General features: G+C 40.4%; 14 protein-coding genes. 5 read left to right on the top strand and 9 right to left on the bottom strand.

What is annotated here, in order from left to right; translation table 11 throughout:
• Positions 1–6: 6 nt before the first annotated feature.
• From H6G77_RS30825 to H6G77_RS30795, 7 genes are all read right to left on the bottom strand, one after another.
• Complete coding sequence (locus H6G77_RS30825; RefSeq protein ID WP_190595113.1) at positions 7–381, bottom strand: hypothetical protein; 375 nt, start codon at positions 379–381, stop codon at positions 7–9.
• 251 nt (positions 382–632) lie between these two features.
• Entirely contained in the window at positions 633–2516 is a 1884-nt protein-coding gene (locus tag H6G77_RS30820; protein WP_190873578.1) for a CHASE2 domain-containing protein, read from the bottom strand.
• A gap of 239 nt (positions 2517–2755) precedes the next feature.
• Complete coding sequence (locus H6G77_RS30815; RefSeq protein WP_190594144.1) at positions 2756–4045, bottom strand: Glu/Leu/Phe/Val dehydrogenase; 1290 nt, start codon at positions 4043–4045, stop codon at positions 2756–2758.
• Between the two features lie 178 nt (positions 4046–4223).
• Positions 4224–5720, bottom strand: a complete 1497-nt coding sequence (locus H6G77_RS30810; protein ID WP_190873577.1) for a carotenoid oxygenase family protein — start codon at positions 5718–5720, stop codon at positions 4224–4226.
• 293 nt (positions 5721–6013) lie between these two features.
• Positions 6014–7417 carry a folate/biopterin family MFS transporter gene (locus H6G77_RS30805; RefSeq protein WP_190873576.1) on the bottom strand — a complete coding sequence of 468 codons (1404 nt, stop codon included), beginning with the start codon at positions 7415–7417 and terminating at the stop codon, positions 6014–6016.
• Between the two features lie 91 nt (positions 7418–7508).
• On the bottom strand, positions 7509–9731 hold the full coding sequence (locus H6G77_RS30800) for a CHASE2 domain-containing protein (RefSeq protein WP_190873575.1): 2223 nt from the start codon (positions 9729–9731) through the stop codon (positions 7509–7511).
• An 83-nt stretch (positions 9732–9814) separates the two neighbouring features.
• Positions 9815–10573, bottom strand: a complete 759-nt coding sequence (locus H6G77_RS30795) for a DUF928 domain-containing protein (protein ID WP_190676229.1) — start codon at positions 10571–10573, stop codon at positions 9815–9817.
• Between the two features lie 78 nt (positions 10574–10651).
• On the opposite strand from H6G77_RS30795, the gene H6G77_RS30790 reads away from it, so the two are divergent.
• The 5 genes from H6G77_RS30790 to H6G77_RS30770 all read left to right on the top strand — a co-directional run bounded on the left by H6G77_RS30790 (position 10652) and on the right by H6G77_RS30770 (position 17154).
• Complete coding sequence (locus tag H6G77_RS30790; RefSeq protein ID WP_190873574.1) at positions 10652–10966, top strand: hypothetical protein; 315 nt, start codon at positions 10652–10654, stop codon at positions 10964–10966.
• Positions 10963–11988, top strand: a complete 1026-nt coding sequence (locus tag H6G77_RS30785; protein WP_190873573.1) for a Gfo/Idh/MocA family protein — start codon at positions 10963–10965, stop codon at positions 11986–11988. Before H6G77_RS30790 ends, H6G77_RS30785 begins: the two co-directional genes overlap by 4 nt.
• A 119-nt stretch (positions 11989–12107) precedes the next feature.
• Positions 12108–12593, top strand: a complete 486-nt coding sequence (locus tag H6G77_RS30780; protein WP_190594134.1) for an NADAR family protein — start codon at positions 12108–12110, stop codon at positions 12591–12593.
• 324 nt (positions 12594–12917) lie between these two features.
• Positions 12918–15665: a GAF domain-containing protein gene (locus H6G77_RS30775; RefSeq protein WP_190594132.1), complete on the top strand. Its 2748-nt coding sequence runs from the start codon at positions 12918–12920 to the stop codon at positions 15663–15665.
• 718 nt (positions 15666–16383) lie between these two features.
• Positions 16384–17154: a hypothetical protein gene (locus H6G77_RS30770; protein WP_190873572.1), complete on the top strand. Its 771-nt coding sequence runs from the start codon at positions 16384–16386 to the stop codon at positions 17152–17154.
• Here H6G77_RS30770 and H6G77_RS30765 read toward each other — a convergent pair.
• Both H6G77_RS30765 and H6G77_RS30760 read right to left on the bottom strand, forming a co-directional pair.
• Entirely contained in the window at positions 17138–18157 is a 1020-nt protein-coding gene (locus H6G77_RS30765; RefSeq protein ID WP_190873571.1) for a glutathione S-transferase family protein, read from the bottom strand. The two genes, H6G77_RS30770 and H6G77_RS30765, sit on opposite strands and share 17 nt — an antisense overlap.
• Positions 18158–18506: 349 nt before the next feature.
• Positions 18507–19088: a Uma2 family endonuclease gene (locus H6G77_RS30760; protein WP_190873570.1), complete on the bottom strand. Its 582-nt coding sequence runs from the start codon at positions 19086–19088 to the stop codon at positions 18507–18509.
• Between the last annotated feature and the right edge of the window lie 57 nt (positions 19089–19145).

Genomic DNA, 19145 nt, shown 5'->3' with positions numbered 1-19145 from the left:
CTTTACTCAATGGAAATAGACGACTCTGGCATCTAAACCGTGGGATCTTAGTACAGAAGATAAGCATTCCGCTTCATACCTCTTTGCAAAGCCGCCGGCATAGACATAAGCACCAAGCCTATGCTGTGCTAAAAATGCGTCGGTAACATAGCGTCTGACAATGTTTAATAACCGCTCTGATTCACCGGGAACTACTACTACGTAAGGATGATTTGGTACTTGTCCAATGACGATAACATCACTCTGTCGGAAACTGTCAACAGAATTTCTAACTTCTGACAAGCTTTGAGAAATACATGGGGATGGTTGTGTCCAACCCTTACATAACAGTGTGTTCGCTAATACAGTTATGACTATTCCTACATTTAAATATCTATTCACGTACTTTTAGATAGCTAAGGTATCCTCATCTCCTGATTTTCCTAATTTTTCACCAATTAAAAACTGGTGGTCGAAGGCTATGTATGACTAATGTAAAGTTTCAAGTTTATATAGGAATACGGTTTGATTCCTGAATCTAGTTATGTAGGTAGGGAGTAGGGAATGGGGAGTAGGGAGTAGGAAAGACGGCTGATCTGGGTGTACTGATTTTTTTCATAAATCAAATATGAGTCCTATAGTATTGCTTTTTACTATTTATCTGTATGATTAACAGGGCTTTGCATCTTAGTCACAGAATAAATCATAGTCAGTGTTTGCCTTCCGCGCAGTGTTAATTCTTTTAATTTTTGTGTATAAAAATTATCTTTGACTAGATGGTGTGTGGTCTCACTAATTAAGATGCTATAAGGGTTGCCTTCTTGCGTATTTTTATTGAGTTGTTCCAAACGAGCCGCAATATTTACAGCATCTCCTAGTACAGAATAGTCTAACCGTTGAGATCCGCCAATACTACCCGCAACTACTAAACCTGTATGAATACCGATGCCAATTTGAATAGCAGGCAGGCCAAGCTGTTGGAGTTCTTGATTTAATAGTATTAATCTTGCTTGCATGGCTATAGCCGCAGAGACAGCATTAATGGCATCTTGCTGAATTTCTTCGGTTTGAGTGTGAGGAAAGGGAATGCCAAAAACAGCCATAACGGCATCACCAATGTATTTATCAATTACTCCATGATGCTTGTGAACACATTCAGCCATTGCTCCCAGATAAGTATTTAACCAGTTGAGTAACTCTCGTGGTTTCATATCTTCCGAAATTGTGGTAAAGCTGCGGATATCGCTAAATAACACCGTTACTACCATTTCTTTGGCATCTAGTTGTCCTTTTTGGAAAATTTCGTCACGATTTTGCCAGATTAATCTAGCGGTATCTTGAGAAACGTGACTAGCAAATAAACTCATTAATTGTTGTTTTTCTTTTTGTTCTTGCCACTGCACACTTAAGCCTGCCAAGAGAATAGTACCAATGGGTGCAGCAGTGGGTATCCAAAGATTAGCGATTGTCAGGACTAATACTGATAAACCAAACCAAATTAGGGGTAGTAGTCCTAGTAGCAAAATTCGTTGGTAAAATTTTTGGGAAGTTAGTAAGATGCTGACTGCAATACTGATAAAAAGTAGTAGCAACAGTTCAAATTGCCAGGGGACTCTTCGCAGAAACCGTTGGTTGAGTAGATTATCTAGGACTGCGGCGTGTAGATAAATACCAGAAGTAGGTGCTGTTTGTAGGAAGGGAGTTTTGAGAAAATCGTTTGTACCAGTAGCAGTTAACCCAACTAAGACAATTTTGTTTTGCAGTTTGGCTATATCTATTTTTTTCTGTAAAACATCGGCAAAGGAATAGGTGAGGATTTTTTCTGTTGGTTCTACCCAGTTAAGCCAGACGGATTTTTTGCTCATTCCTGATTGCAGAGATGGAATGGTAATTAAGGATTGTTGGCTTTTATTTGTGTTTGCGGTGAAGGTGTGCTGTAGAGTATTGTTGTAGGTTTCTAGTAGCTTGATGCTTAAAGAAGGAACGTGATCGATGTAGAGAAAAAAATGCCGAGTGATGCCGTCAAAATCAGCATGATTGACTATGTGTCCTATGCTCGTGACACGCTCGAAAACTTCCACAGGATGCAGGGTTTGTTGCTGTAAACTAGGGGCGACTGCTAAGACAACTGTACCGTTAATTGCCATTGCCTCTGCTAGTTTAGCATCATGATTTGTGGGTTCGGTAAACAGAATATCAAAGCCGATCGCGGCGGGAGGGGTAGCCTCTAGAGTTTCTAATAATTGAGTATAGCGATCGCGCGATAAGGGAAACTGCCCATATTGTTGTAAAGTCCGATCATCAATACCAATTACGGCTATACGTTGATCCCAACTAGAATGCGGTAGATAGTTACGGGTGCGAAATATTAAGTTAAATCCTAATAATTCCAAGCTATTCCAAGCACTGACTTGCCATAATCCCACTGATAAGAATGCAGTCAGCATCCCCGGAAAAAGTGGATATTTTTCTAAGATAGAATTTTTGAGGGATTTGTAAGCATTTCGGAAAAATTGTACTTGGAAGTTTAAAGCCATTTTATGAGAGTCTTGTCAGAGATGTTTTGATCATATTGGTATTTATAGGACTCATATTTGATTTGGGAAAAAAATCAGTACACTCAGATCAGGCTTCTTTCCTACTCCCGACTCCCCATTCCCTACCTACACAAATAAATTCAGAAATCAAACCGGATTCCTATATCTGAGTTGAGAGCTTGAGAAACAGAAAAGAAAGTAGAGACGTTGTATTGCAACATCTCTACTTTGTTAAATGATTAAGGATAAAGACCGCGATCGCTCAATGCCTGTGCTACTCTTCCTACACCCAAAGTATACGCGGCTAACCGCAGAGGAACTTGGCGCACTTTGGACTGTTGCATCACTTGACGGTAAGCTTGCACCATCAAATGTTCCATTTCGCGGTTGACTCTTTCTTCATCCCAAAATAGGTAAGACAAACCTTGCACCCATTCCAGATAACTCACCACCACACCCCCAGCATTAGCCAAAATATCTGGTAGCACAGTTACACCCCGTGCTTCTAGAACACGGTTGGCTTCTAGAGTTACAGGGCCGTTAGCGGCTTCGGCGATAATTTGCGCCTGTATTTGATGGACATTCTCTGCTGTAATTTGGTTTTCTAAAGCAGCCGGAATCAAGACATCGCAAGGTAAAGTCAGTAATTCGGCGTTGGTGATAACTGTAGCGTTGGGGAAACCAGCCAAATGGTGACGATTTTCGGCGGCGTAAGCTTTTAAAGCGGGAATATCCAACCCATCAGCCGCATATACCCCGCCTGTCCCGGTGGAAACTGCGATAACTTTCGCGCCTGCTTGGTGAAGTAGTTCGGCGGCTGCACCACCAACATTACCAAAACCTTGAATAACAACTCGCACTCCTTCTAAGGTTCTACCTTGGTCTGCTAAAGCTTCCCGCACAATAATCATTGTGCCGCGTCCGGTGGCCTTTTCTCTACCAAGGGAACCACCCACGGATAGCGGTTTACCAGTCACAACCCCTGGGACAGCATGACCAACATTCACAGAATAAGTATCCATCATCCAAGCCATTTCACGGGCAGAAGTACCCATATCTGGCGCAGGGATATCTACGGAAGGGCCGATATCTTTAATTAATTCGCTGGTGTAACGCCGGGTAATGCGTTCTAGTTCTCCCACACTATATTGTTGTGGATCAATGGCAATACCTCCTTTCGCACCACCATAAGGAATACCCAACAACGCACATTTCCAAGTCATCAACATAGCGAGTGCGGAAACTTCCCGCAATGTGACCGCCGGATGATAACGAATCCCGCCTTTGTAGGGGCCTAAAATATCAGAGTGTTGTACCCGATGTCCTGCTAATACCCGTATTTCGCCATTATCTAGTTTCACGGGAATGGAAACTGTGACAACCTTGCGCGGGTGACTAAGAATTTCCAGTACACCTTGGTCTAACCTTAATTCTTTGCCGGCGGCTTCTAAGTAGCTACAAGCTTGATCGAATGGGCATATATGGGCTGGTGTAGCAGCTTCCAGAGGCATTGTCGGTGTTGCAATCATAAAAGTTTCTCCTCATCGCGGTATCTTTGCGAACTGGATACATATATGCCTAGCTTATCCTCTATATTCAAAAATGAATAAATTTCTGTAGTTTTTGTTACAATTTTATTTTTTGTTAAAAAAAGCACAGTTCTGGTGAAATGTGCTTGATCAACAGTGAAGAATCAATATTTACACATCAGGGATCAATTGGGCAGAGTACCTGAGAAGTGAAATGACCATGAAAGCCATAGGGGATGTGATGTTTGAGGTGTAGACGAGCGATCGCACCTTTGGTTAAATCACTAGCATCTAAAATTACCACATCTGAACGGTGATGAGCCGCATCATAAACCAAAGTGAGTATCCAACCATCATCTTCTTGTTCAGCACCAGGACGAGGTACAAAAATTGGTTCGCCCACAAAACCACGAGGTGCATCACTCCAAAGTTGTTTTTCTCCTGTTTCTAAATCGAGTTTGAGAATTGCTTGTCCAGGAGCATGTCCCGTCTCTGCATGAGCCGCAGCTACATACACATAGCGATAATAACGCCCAACTTTACCGGGATTTACACTCGGAAATTCACAACTATGATTTGTGATTAATTTCTTTTGTACCGTTTGACTATCAAGATTCAGGTGGAACCGCCAAATATTACCGGGGGGAAACTGCTCAAAATCAACTTGGCGAAAATCGCTGGCTGGTTCTAGTTCGGGAAAATTTTCATAGCAAATAGTATCAATGAATATTTCACTTCCCACCTCAAAAGCATTGGCGTGATGGAAAATAAAACCTGCTTGAGTTTCTAAAACTTGGATGTTTTGTTGTCCCTCTTGGGGAGTACGGGGAATTACTAAAATCCGCGTCGGCTTGTTGGGTTGAAACTTGATACTTTCTGCGGCACTACTAATACCCAAGGTAAATAATAGGGGATTAAAGGTGACAGGATTTTGAAAAAATATATAGTAATTGGGTGTAATGACAAAATCGTGAATAAAGCAGAAGCCAGGAATAGTGTAATCATACTTTTTCAGAACTTTACCAACTTGATTAAGTTCAAAAACACTCAGTTTAGTTGATAGTCCTGGGTTACTGGAAAAATTCACTAGACAAGGTGCGCCGCCATCTTGATAACTACTGGGGTCAATGCGGGGATGGGCGCTAAAGGGTTGACGCTCTGACAATAAACCATGAAAATTTTCTCTTCCCAAGGTTTCTAGTGTGTAGGGGTCGAGGCGATAAGGGTCTTCACCTTCCCACAATGCTAAAAGTTTTTCTGCCCAATAAATAACGCTGGTGTTGGCAGTATTCTTAATTTTTAAGTCGAAAAGATTCGCTAACCAACCACCGGGTTTTTGAGTGCCAAATGCACCGCGATATAAAATTTTTCCGGCTTTTTGTTCTGCTAAATAATCATCAGTCTGCACAAAGAGATTACGAAAATGAGCGCGACCTTGATTGAATGTAATGCGGCTAATCATCCCATCGCCATCAATGGGGTGATGAATACGTTGTCCATTGATCTCCAACAATCCAGGGCCATTTCTAAAAAGTGTACCTTGGAGTTCTAGAGGGATTTGTCCTTCTATCTCATCAATCCAATAGTCATATTCTTGGGGTAGGGATTCATATCCTTTCTGCCAATCTTCAAGTGTGTAGGATTTTTGTAATTCTTGATTTTTTAAATTTTGCATAGTTTTGATTTTTTTCACGCAAAGGCGCAAAGGCGCAAAGAGATTTTTATTTGTAAGAATTCAGGAGTCAGAAGACAGAATTATAAATTCATTATGATTCTGCTATGGCAATCCTATCTGAGTTGTGAAAAAGTATTTTTTTTAACGAACCGCAAAGGGCGCAAAGGACACAAAGAAAGAGATTTCACAAATTATTTAGGATTGCTATAGATAGAAATGCTAATCATGGATATTATTAATTAACAAACTCCGATCAATTCTGACTTCTGGATTCTGAATTCCGAATTCTGATTTTATTCAATCACTTGTGATTCTTGTTCTGGGAGTATTAAATTTTGAATGAATGGTTCGCTGTTAGTTGGTAAGTTTTCAGTTTGGGTGTTGTCTTTTGGTAGCCAATTAAGAAATACTAGTGGTAACAAGGTGCTGAGATTGGTGATAGTTACCAAAATCCACAGTGAGTCAAAGTTACTCTCGGTAATACCCAGCCAGTGCATGATGATGGCTCCAAATTCATAAGAGACCATCCCGGCTAAGTTAAAGACGGACATTAATAAGGCAAATAAGGTTGCTTCGACTCCAGGGGGGCAAAGTCTAGCGGCTAATACCAATACTGGCATATAGGCGATTTGTCCCATTACGGTGAGGATGAGGCTATCTCCCAAACTGAACCAGTGGTCATCTATACCTAAAGCTCGGTTAGTGTGAGTTACCAAAAGCAGCATTGTCATGCCTAAAACTGCTGAAATTACGGTACTCCAACCAAATATGAGCCGGAATGAAACGCTTTTGAGAAAACGTTGAAAAATCCAAATACCTAATAAGGAGGCGAGACTTGTAACTAGGCGGACTCTGCCTAAAAATTCTGGTTCAAAGTGGAGTTCGTTGGTACTGAAGTAGAAAAAAGCTGATTCGGCGGTTGGGGTAGCTTGCAAAATAAAGACAAAAGCTGCTGGTAGCCAAATTGTTTTTTGGCTGACTGCTTGGCGTAGTTGTTTAAGTTGATGTTTGATACTTAGGTCTTGAGTGTTACTAGTATCGTTAGTTTCTTGATTAACTGGAGATTCAGCAATAAACCAAGCCGCCACCGACACAATTAACGGAAAAGAAGCGGTAATAAAAAATACTGTGCGGGTGGTGAAATGTTCGAGCAAGATACCACTAAAGTATGCTGTAACTAAACCCCCAACAGCCGATGCGCCCCAACATAAAGATTGTAGTGAGCCTGCATCGGCTTGGGATTCGACTCTGGCTCGTTCGACAACTAGGGAATCGACTATGACATCACTGACAGCTACAGCTAGGGAACTGAGGGCGATCGCGGCGGTTGCTGCCCAGCTACTATGAACTACTGTGGCCATACTCAACCAGGCAATAGCACCTAATATCCCAGACAATACTAAATAGGGGCGGCGACGATAACCAAAAATCGGCAAGCCATCAGACATAAAGCCAAATAGCGGCTTAATCATCCAAGGTAAGGCGACAACGCCAAATAATGCTGATACCTGCGCCGGACTCAGCATTAGTTCATCCTTGAGGAAAAAGCTAACAGCTAAACGCGCCAGTCCTAAAATCCCTTGGACAAAGTAAACGCTAAGAATAGCAATTAACTCGGCACTGGGTTCATGGCCGAAGAAGATTTTTTCGGTTATCGAGTCTTTGACCTTGGACAAGCCAGACGAGTCAATTAGCATTTGATAAATATTTTTTAAGTTTTGTCTACTTTTCTATAATATCGATTTCTTATGAATTGGGGAGTAGGGAGTAGGGAATAGGGAGTAGGAATCAATGATTAGCATTAATGCTGGATTCCAAAACTGCGATCGCTTTTGGTGGTACAGATGTAAAACGAATTGTCACCAGATGTTCGTCAAGGTCAGATTTTTTCATGACTTTGGCGTAGATAAATTCTTCTGTGGTGAGTTCGGTATTGAGTAATTTCAGTTTCAGGTTATTTAAGACTTCTAAGGAATTGAGCGATCGCATCTGTGCAATCTTGGGGGAAAGGCTAATCAATTCCCCTGGAAATGCTGCGCCAACGGCTTGTTTACCTTGTAAAATTATATACTCGACTAAAACTGGCTGAGTTAAAGTCACCATTTCCCCATCTTCGTTGGGCAGAAACAAATTATATTGCCCACCAACACCGTGAACTTCATAAATAGTGACTGATTCTCTGATACCTTTAGGCTGGATTTGCATTTGGCTGCCGATGTGTAATTCAATGTTGGCATCTTTGAGGGTATTTTCGGAAATTAAAACTTGTCCCCCAACTGTATAAGTTTCGACACGAGAAGCCAAGTTGACATGGCTACCAACAACTGTATATTTAGCGCGTTTTTGGGAACCGATATTACCAGCAACAACCTCACCTGTATTAATTCCAATACCCATTTCGAGAATTGGGAGATTCATTTTTTTATTATGTTCATTGACTTGCTGCATTACTAATTGCATAGCAATTGCACAAGCGATCGCTCTTTGAGAATCATCAGGACGATTCACAGGCGCACCGAACATCACAAAGATCCCGTCACCCATAAACTCATTAATCGTACCTTTGTACTGATTAATCACATCAGTCATTGCCTCTAGGTAATAATTGAGAACTGACACCACTTGTTCAGGTGGTAACTGTTCCGACATCGCAGAAAAGCCACGTAAGTCAGAAAAGAGCAGTGTGACTTTGCGGCGATCGCCACCGATGTTTAAGCCGGTGGGATTTTCCAGTAAATTAGCCACTACCTCATCAGTCAGGTAGCGCCCAAAGGTTTTCCGCATTCCATTGGCGGTTTCTGCAATGTAGTAAGTAACTGCGATCGCTGAGGTAGCCAATGCTAAAAATGATGGTACTATCGGAATCCACCAACCAGCTAAAAAAGCTGCAAAACCTGTCCCGACTAAAGTCCCAGTCGTTAACACCACATTAATAGGTAAGCGGATTTTTTGATGACTATTGTGGCGTTGTACCCAACATAAAGTTGCACCTGCGATCGACCAACTCAAAATCCACAAATATTCTAAAGGCTCAGGTAAACTCTGAATTTGTGGGCGACCATCAAGAGCAGCACTCAAAATTTGACTGATCAAATTTGCATGAATCGTCACACCAGCCATTCGCTCTGGGATGGCAAACACAGTACTACTATATGGTGTATAAAATAAATCTTTTAAACTTTCAGATGTTGCGCCAATCAGTACCACCTTATCCCGCAGCAAATCTGGTGGAATTTGATTGGTTTGGACTTGGGTTAAAGAGACTCTCTGAAACTGTTGGATTCGTCCTCGATAGTTGAGCAGCACTTGATAACTACCAGCATTCGCCCGAATATAACTGCCATCATTAGCTTCAAAAATGGGAAAAATCCCTTTACCCAACTGTAAATAGTTGGGGTTATTTGCTGATGGTTTCTCGGTAATTCCTTCAGGCTTTAAATATAACAAAGCCAGTTTCAAAGCAAAACTTTCTAAAACTTCGTCATTTTTTAAATTAACGTAGAGCAATCCACGTCTAATTCTGCCATCAATATCTATCGGTAAATCATTAGAACCAACTTGATTGCGTTGCTTTAATACAGGCGACGCATTCACAGCCGAACTATCAACAGTATCAGAAACTTTTTGGACTCCAATAATATTAGGTGTCGATTTAAATACCTTAACTAAAGCTTGATGACCAGGATTAACAGGTAAATCACGATAAATATCTAAACCAATCGCCCTGGGTTTTTGTTGCTTGATTTTCTCTAATACACTAGCCAAAGCAGTATCAGTCATAGGCCATTGCGTTTGCCGACGGATATCTGCTTCATTAATTTCCACAATCACAATGCGGCTATCAACTGCTTCTGAAGGACGCATTTGGAAAAAATTATCCAACGTCACTAACTCTAATAGTTGCAACCAGCCCATCAACCTTAAGCCAATCACTAAGGCTGTCATACTAGGAACAGCAAATAAAACACCCCGCCATTGCCAAATTTGCGGCTTAAGTTTTGACCACATCATAATTTTAGGTACTGGGTAGAGCAAGTTAGTATTTCATTCAATTCGCACTCTCCAGTTACCTATCCGTATTCTTTGCTACCTATTTAGTCGCTCTTACAGCAATCAACAAATGGCTCAGAAGCCAGTGCATTTAAATTGACTGATTTCAATAATGTCCACCAATCAACTCTGGCTCGCACATTTTTCGGCTCACTGCGGCGTAATTGTGCTGAAGTCGCTAGTGCTTCATACCAAATCCCAGCTTCAGCATAAAGGCTTGGTAATTTACGAGGTTGGGCTTTGGCTAATGCTGCTGATAATGAGGCTTCTGCTTCAGTGCGTTCTACCCAACCATCTACCCAAGGATTTGTGCTGGCATCTTGAGAGTTGCACATAACAGTCAAATACCAATGGTAAGTTTTGCCCACTGCCAATTCTGGGGCAGTCTTAGGTAAGGTAAAACTGATAATTCCAGATTTATTCGGCAGCGTCAAAGTTGTTTCATAAACAGAATTCTCATCTTTATCAGTTAACAGCACAAACTTGGCTGTTTTGACTGAAGATTCCGGTACAAACCAGAACAATGTAGGACGTTCAGCTAATGTCAAACCTAGTTTGTTTGCAGGTAAGAGAGGGACTATTTGTTTCTTGTTTTTCAAACAACTAGAACCGCGAGTTGAACCACCAGCACTGGCGGGTGGATCTCCGCGTTTTGGTGGCTTAAATGCTTGGCTAATTTGCCATCCTTGTGTTTTCGAGATAGATTCAGCTTTTACCTGTGCGTTGAGACTAGAAATTGGCAGAACATCTAAGCACAGTATGGACAAGACGGCAAAATATACAGATGACTTAATCCATTTCATATTGATGATGTTGCTTTGGTTTGAGATTGACCAAAACTGATAAATTTTTACTTACTGGCTTGTTCCAGGAATTTAGTTATGGCGGTTCTCGGTTGGATGAGGTACATTTCAACCCCACCCCCAACCCCTCCCCGCTTGCGTCAGCAAATGCGGGGTGGGGTTCCAACTGTATTACAAGCAAGTAAGAACTGCTATATGCCTGGTAGTCAGCTAAATTTAAGTGTTCCCAAAAATCACCTTGAAGTTTACACTGTCCAAAAATTACTAGTATTTTTTTGTATAAACCAATACTTAAGATATTTAGTAGAAATCAGAAATTTGGCATCTTTACTGTTGACGATCGCACTTTTAACGCTGACTATTGACTATTCACTTTTGACGGTTCACCAATGATTAAAATCGCAGTTATTGGGGTTGGGCGTTGGGGAGTACATTTACTGCGGAATTTTTTAGCACATCCCCAAGTCAGTGTGGTAGCAGTATTAGATCCCCACGCAGAAAGATTAACAACAGTCAAACAGCAATTTAATTTAGATGAAAATGTATTATTAACAACACAGTGGACGGATTTACAGAAAATAGCAGATTTAGCCGCAGTTGCGATCGCCACACCAGCCACAACTCACTATCATTTAATCAAAGATGCTCTCCAGCAGGGATACCATGTTTTAGCGGAAAAGCCTTTAACTTTAGACCCCAAGGAATGTGAGGAACTTTGCTATTTAGCAGAGTTACAAAAGTTAATTTTGATGGTTGACCATACTTATTTATTTCACCCAGCTGTTACAGCCGGAAAAGCGGTAGTTGAGGCGAATCAATTAGGTGAATTACGTTATGGTTATGCTTCTCGTACCCACTTGGGGCCAGTCCGCCAAGATGTTGATGCACTCTGGGACTTAGCGATTCATGATATTGCGATTTTTAACAACTGGCTGGGACAAGTACCTGTAAAAGTGCAAGCAACGGGGACAGTGTGGTTGCAAACAGCAGAAAACTCACCATCTGATTTAGCAGATTTAGTTTGGGTAACGCTGACCTACCCGAATAACTTTCAAGCATACATTCATTTGTGTTGGCTAAACCCTGATAAACAAAGGCGTTTAGCTGTGGTGGGTAGTCTGGGGAGTTTAATTTTTGATGAAATGTCACCGAATGCACCATTGACTTTATTACATGGTGAATTTGAACGCCAGGGAAATCTTTTTATTCCGGTAAATCAAAGCCGAGAAGTGATTGACTTAAACCCTGGTGAACCTTTACAACAAGTGTGCGATCGCTTTATTCAATCCACACTCCAAAATCAACCGCCGCTTGTGTCATCAGGTTGGGTAGGTACAGAGTTAGTCAAAATTTTGGCAGCTTTAACCGCATCTCTCAATCAAGGTGGAAAACCTATTTTTATAAGCAATATTTAAAATTTCCTGAAAATCGCTCTACTCAGATCCCCGGCTTTTTGAAGTGGTTGGGGATCTTGATTTTTCAAGAAAGTTTGAGGACTGCTATAGATTTAATATATATGAACATAAATTTTCAAATGACTATTTACTTTTACAAAGTGTGGCAGCCTTACGGTTGTTTTTCTAACTTTTCTTGCCATCCCATCCAAATCCAAGGTACTTATTGGTCAACAGTTGAGCATTATTATCAAGCCCAAAAGTTTGTGGGTAGCAAAGATGCAGCAATTATACCTGTGATTCATGCTGCTGCCACACCAGAAGAAGCCGCCGCCCTAGGACGCTGTAGTTCAAGGACATTACGTTTAGATTGGGATTTGGTGAAAACTCAAGTGATGCGTGAAGCAGTACTCAAAAAATTTCTCACTCATACTGATATTCGAGAAGTTTTACTAGCGACAGGAGATGAGACGCTTGTGGAAAATTCTCCGACTGACTATTTTTGGGGTTGTGGTCAAGATAAAACTGGTCATAACCATCTAGGTAAAATTCTGATGAACGTGCGCGAAGAAATTCGTCACTTACGCCTTTACTCCGTAATTACCAGGAATTATCGCCAAGAGTAGATACATATAAAAGTAACTTGGTACTGGCACAGGGAATGCTGACATTCCCTAAATAAACAAAATTGAGAGGCTATCTCACTAGATTTACTGAATTAATGTGGTTAAAAATTAAAAAATCATAAAAAAAACTAGATTCATAGAGACAATTTAGGAATTGGTGGATTTACATAATCCTACCGAATACATCATTTTGTAGTAGGTATAAAATTAGTTGACAAATAATATTTCCTCGTTGTTATTAAAAGTCAAAGATAAAAACGGCGGCTCTGGGTATAGCAGCATTTTTCTAACATAGTTTAATTATTTTTATAGGTTTAGTAGGCAATGGAATATACTGATAACCCAAGCGGTTCGCAGCCTCCCTTTAGTCAAGAGGGTCTATTACACCGGATCATCAACCGGATTAGGCGATCGCTGGAACTGACAGATATTTTAACAGCTACCGTTGCCGAAGTCCGTGAGTTTTTGGCTACAGACCGAGTGATGGTATATCGGTTTGATGCTGATGGTAGTGGAGAAGTGATTGCTGAATCTCTCAATGATCAAGTACTACCATCCTTAATTGGGTTGCACTTTCCATCTGCTGATATTCCTCTGGAAAGCAGAAAAATGCTGTTATTAGGACAGCCACGGATCATTGTGGATGTATCTCAGGGTAAATTAGGGTTATCTTTGCCAGCGCCCAACACTACAGCAGAACTTCTAGAAAGCGAAAGCGAAAATACCTACTATCAACAAGTAGATCCCTGCCATATTCAATATTTAACAGCAATGGGGGTACAGTCTTCGCTAGTGGTGCCGATTGTACATAGCGAAGTCCAAGGTGATTCTTTCAAACCGATACTTTGGGGACTATTGGTATCACATCACAGTCAACCACGAGAGATGTCCCCAGCAGAACTGACCCTAGTCCAGCAAGTTGTTGATCAAGTGGCGATCGCGATCGCTCAAAGTACTCTTTATGCCCAAACTTTAGCAAGACAAAAGCGGGAAGAGACGATTAATCGTGTTACGACTCTACTGCATCAATTACCAAAACTGGAATTACAGGCCGCTTTAGAAGAAACTGTCATCGCCTTAAATGGTATGAGTGGCCGCCTTTACATTGAATCTGCAACAGAAGTTTACACCTTTGGCGAACAACCAACCATCCCATTCGAGCCAGAAACTAGCATCATCGAACAACATCCTGTTTGGCAAAAATGGATGGATGAATGTAAACAAGGTCAAATTTGGATGACCACCAACCTTTACCATGAAGCACATTTGCGTGTTTTAGCATTTGCGTTTCAGTTAACCCAAATTCGAGGTATGTTAGTCATTCCTCTGCATTACCGACAAAAATTAATCGGTGTATTGAGTGTGTTTCGCCCAGAATTTAACACCGAAATTTTGTGGGCTGGACGACGTGAACACAATCCCCAACAACAATTACCGCAAATTTCTTTTGATGTGTGGCGAGAAGAAAAAAAGGGGCAAGCGATTGCTTGGACAGATGAAGACATTTCCCTCGCCCAGGCTTTGTCTCATAGCTTTTCGATTGCTGTTCAGCAACAACAAATGTACCAAGAAGTACAGGCAATCAATAGCAATTTAGAACTGTGGGTAAAAGAGAAAACGGCGGAACTAGAAAAATCCTTATTGTTTACTAAGGTAATTAAGCAAGTTTCCGAACAAATTCGCCGTTCATTAGATTTGAAAACTACCTTACAAACTATAGTCTATGAAGTTCGTTCACTGCTAAATTCTGACAGGGTGATCATTTATCAAAGAACTGGTGAATCTGAGGGTCAGGTAATTGTTGAAGAAATCAACGGTTCTTGGTTATCAACTCTGGGAATTCCCACACCAGCAGGCTGTATACCCGATGAATCAACATTTGTATTCTTACAGGGTAAAGTTAGAACTATTAATAATGTCAATACAGATTCTATTAATGCTTGTCACCGAGAATTTTTGCAGAATATACAAGTACAAGCTAACTTAACTGTTCCCATCAATATCGGTTTGCAATTTTGGGGTTTACTGATTGTGCATCAGTGTGCCAAGCCCAGAGATTGGCAAGATACAGAAATAAATTTACTTCAACAGTTGGCTGATCAAGCTGCGATCGCTATTCAGCAAGCTCAACTTTATGAACAAAGTTGTTTATCTGAAGCCGAAGCCAGAGCAAAAGCTACACAATTAGAACAAACTTTAATAGAACTGCAAGCAGCACAAACGCAATTAATTCAAACCGAAAAAATGTCCAGTTTGGGTCAGCTAGTAGCAGGCGTAGCCCACGAAATTAACAACCCAGTTAACTTTATCTACGGTAACTTACACTATGCGAATCGGTATACTCAAGACTTGTTAAAAATGATCGAGCTTTATCAGCTGCACTATCCTCAACCTCATGCTGAGATTATTTCTACTGCGAGGAGTGTTGATTTAGAATTTTTGGCAGATGATTTACCAAAAATGATTTCTTCCATGCAAGTTGGAGCCGATCGCATTCGTTCGATTGTTTTATCTTTACGCAATTTTTCCCGCTTAGATGAAGCCGAAAATAAACCAGTTGATTTACATGAAGGTATAGATAATACCTTATTAATTTTGCAACATCGCCTGAAATCTACAGCTAATTTCACAGGTATTGACATCATCAAAGATTATGGTGATTTACCCTTAATAGAATGTTATGCAGGACAAATCAATCAAGTCTTTATGAACATTATCACAAATGCTATTGATGTCTTGGAAAATCAAGGAGATTTAGGGCAAGATAAATTTCAGCTTCCTAAGCCGAAAATCTCAATTTCTACGAGACTAGCTACAGATACATCACGCATATTGATTCGCATTGCTGATAATGGGCCAGGAATGACGGAAGATGTCAGGAAGCGAATTTTTGATCCATTTTTCACCACCAAAGCTGTAGGGAAGGGTACAGGGTTAGGATTAGCTATTAGTTACCAAATTATTGTCGAAAAACATGGTGGAATGATGGACTGTATTTCTGAAATCGGTAAAGGAACAGAGTTTTGGATTGAAGTTCCCATTAGGTTGTTACGTCATCTAAATAATAAATAAAAGTAGGCAGTAAAATCGATATAGAGATAGATTTACAATGGCTGAAGAAGTTTTATTTTCCTCAACAAAGTGTAATAATTCTCAAAACAATTTCACTATTTGTGTCATTTTGAAAACAAAAATTCAAAAGTCATTTCATTCATGTCAACCTAATATTTATCATGAATGACTTCCGACTGTTCAGCTATATATTCTCCTATTCACAGTAAAGTTTAATTGCAGAAATATTCATACTAATCTACTGATGTTAATCTAATAAATGAAGTTACTTAGCTTCCCTGGCAGATAAAACAGCTAGAGTGTAATAAAAGAAGAGGTAAAACGCTGTTGAATTTATGTCTGTCTCGTACAAACCCAACAACACCCAACGCGAACGCTGATATTTCCTCAAATATTGAAAATCAGGGGGCGCTGTAAACTGGTTTTCATTGCTTGTTTTGAGTAGTGAAAGAGATTACATCCCTGCCTAGAAGAAACAAGAGGAGGAAATAATTTTAGCTAGTAGATGCTTGGGTGTTGTTGTATTTAGGTAAAACAGTGTAAGCTAGTAGCCAGCTAATTGCAGTAGAATGTAGAATCCAGAATTCAGCAGTAAGTTATTGAGTGTGGGTAATTCAACTTCTTCAAACTCATAACTTCTGTAAGCTCAAATGGCAATTCGCCTAGCAAATTCTGAATTCTCATGAAATAAACAGTTAAATAATTCAAATAGCGCCTTATGTCAATTATTGCGCTCAGAGCATGGTACCTTCAAGATTATGAACCAATTTCACAATTGGAAAAACGCCCAGCAGATATTCGTCTCAGTAAAAAAAGTCTACTGCGTTCGGCTTTGCGAGCAGACTTTTTAGAAGATAGTGATGACGTGAAAAAATCTGTGTGGTTTGAGCGTTATTTGGAAGGGGAAAATATTGAATTTTATATTGAAGGTAGTGGTGGTTATTGTGTAGCTAATATTGACTTGATTAGTCATGAAATTTATTTCACCAAACAAGCATTGTTATCGCAGTTAGATCCAACCATTTTTTTCTGCTATCAAACTGAGTATAGTGCAGCCAGTGAAGCCTTGCGCGAGGGGTTGCAAAAAAGCTTGGAAATTTTGAATGTGCGATCGCGTCTGCCTTTAACATTAGTAGAATCTTATAGACCGAGTGATGGCATTCTGCGCTTAAATAAAGCCATGATGCGAAAAATCCGCAAGAGTTTATTGTTTATAGCCGACACTACAGCCATCGCCAGCATTGACAGCCAAGAAAATCAGCAATTAATTCCTAGTCCTAATGTTTGCGTAGAAATTGGCTATGCAATTCAAAGTAAACGCTCTGAACAAATTTTATTAGCACACATGCAGCGCCCAGATTTAGAAGGTAAAATTCCTTTTGATTTACCAACACAACAAATTCTGCAATTCAAAAATAGTACCGAACTCAATAAAACCCTGATTAAAACCTTAGAAGTTCAGTTAGCAAGGTTTAAGTTATTTTACTAAAACGCCCATGTGGTTTTAACATAAATGCCATATCAGGGCCAGTCGGCACAATTCCACCAGGGTTAAGCGGGAAAAGATTGCCATAATAGTCTTGCTTGACACTTTCTAAATCACAAGTTCCAGCCACACCTGGTAACTGATATAAGTCGCGTAAGTAGCCTCCTAAATTGGGATAATCTTGAATGCGGTGGCGGTTACACTTAAACAACCCATAGTACACAATGTCAAAGCGAAATAGCGTTGTAAACAAACGTACATCCGCTAAAGTGAGATTGTTACCACAAAGATATCGGCTATTATTCAACGCTGCATCAATTTCATCCAGAGTATCGAATAATTGATCACAAGCTTGGTTGTATGCAGCTTGAGTTTGGGCAAAGCCACAGCGATAAACACCATTATTAACATTTTTGTAAATCTTTTGATTCCACCAGTCAATTTTTTCTTGCAGTTCGGCTGGGTAGAGATTGAGTGTGGGATTTGTCGCTAACTGATTAAATTCTGAGTTCAAGATGACAATAATTTCCGCACTTTCGTTATTGACAATGGTTTTGGTTTGTTTATCCCATAAAACTGGAACTGTACAGCGCCCAGTGTAACCAGGTTGGGCAAGCTGATACAATTGGGCTAGAGTTTGGCAACCTTCATCTTCGCTGGTAAATACCCAACCCCCAGACTCCGCCGAAGGTTCAACAGTAGTAACTGAGATCACATCTTCCAATCCTTTGAGCGCCCTGACAACTAGTGTGCGATGCGCCCAAGGACAACCCAAGCCAACGTAAAGTTTATAACGTCCTGCTGCTGGTTGGTAAATGTTACCCTCAGCTTGACTCACAACACTTCTAAACTGACTGTCGGGACGAATATATTCCCCTGATTGATTGCGGGGGGCGAGTCGAGACATCATAATCTGCCAAAGAGTCGTCCAGACAAACTTACCTAAACCAATAATGAGCTTTGGCGGTAGAGATTTGCCTTTTTTCTTAATTTTGGTATCAGTCATAGTTGAGTAGAAACCGATGTCTAGGACAAGCTACTAATTGCGTCTACGCATTTATAGCGGTTCTCGGTTGGATGAGGTACATTTCAACCCCACCCCCAACCCCTCCCCGCAAGCGGGGAGGGGAGCGTTTGCGTCAGCAAATGCGGGGTAGGGTTCCAACTGTATTACAAGCAAGTAATACCAATTCACGAAATTATTGATACAAATAGCTTCCTCTGCCCCTCTGCTCCCTCTGCCTCCTCTGCTTGCCTATCTGTATCATTTTTTAAGTGAAATGGTATAAGAACTGCTATATGCTCAATTACAACTCTAACGCTCTTTCTCTTCTCTGAGCCTTGGCGTGAGGTTTTTACGCCTCTACACTAAAATCAACCTGATCGTAAATATCCCCCAGCAAAACCTGACAAGGAATAGAAGATAAATTCAACAACAGATTTGCATCTTCATATTCAGAAAATATCCACTTATTATTATCTGTTTTGTAATACTGCTCAACGTGGATTTTATATTGGTCAATCAGAATATATTCTTGAAAATTAGGAATTGTCCGATAAGCAGCAAACTTTTCATCGCGGTCATAACTTTTAGTAGATTTTGATAACACCTCAGCAATAAACACTGGGTTAATTAAAGTATCCCGTCTGCCTTCTGCATACTCTAGTTGATCTGCGATCGCCATTACATCAGGATACACATACATTCTTTTTTGAGGAATCCAAAGACGTTGCCTGAGCATAAACACTTGATAAGACTGGCGTTTCAAAGCCATTAGTAAATTAGCACCAAAGTTACCAACAACTGTATTATGGTTTGGTATTTCACTTACCTGAAGAATAACTTGCCCGTCAATATATTCGTGCTTTTCCTCTGAATTAACCTCAAATTCTAAATATTCTTCCGGCGAATAGTAGCGTTGTTCTGGTAACTGCATAACTACCAAAATAATCAGTAATTAACCGCAGATAAACACAAATAATTTATCTGGGTA

It is taken from the genome of Aulosira sp. FACHB-615 (genome assembly GCF_014698045.1).
Taxonomy (GTDB): domain Bacteria; phylum Cyanobacteriota; class Cyanobacteriia; order Cyanobacteriales; family Nostocaceae; genus Nostoc_B.
Note: the sequence above shows the minus strand (reverse complement) of the source record. Positions and strands in the feature narration are given on the sequence as shown.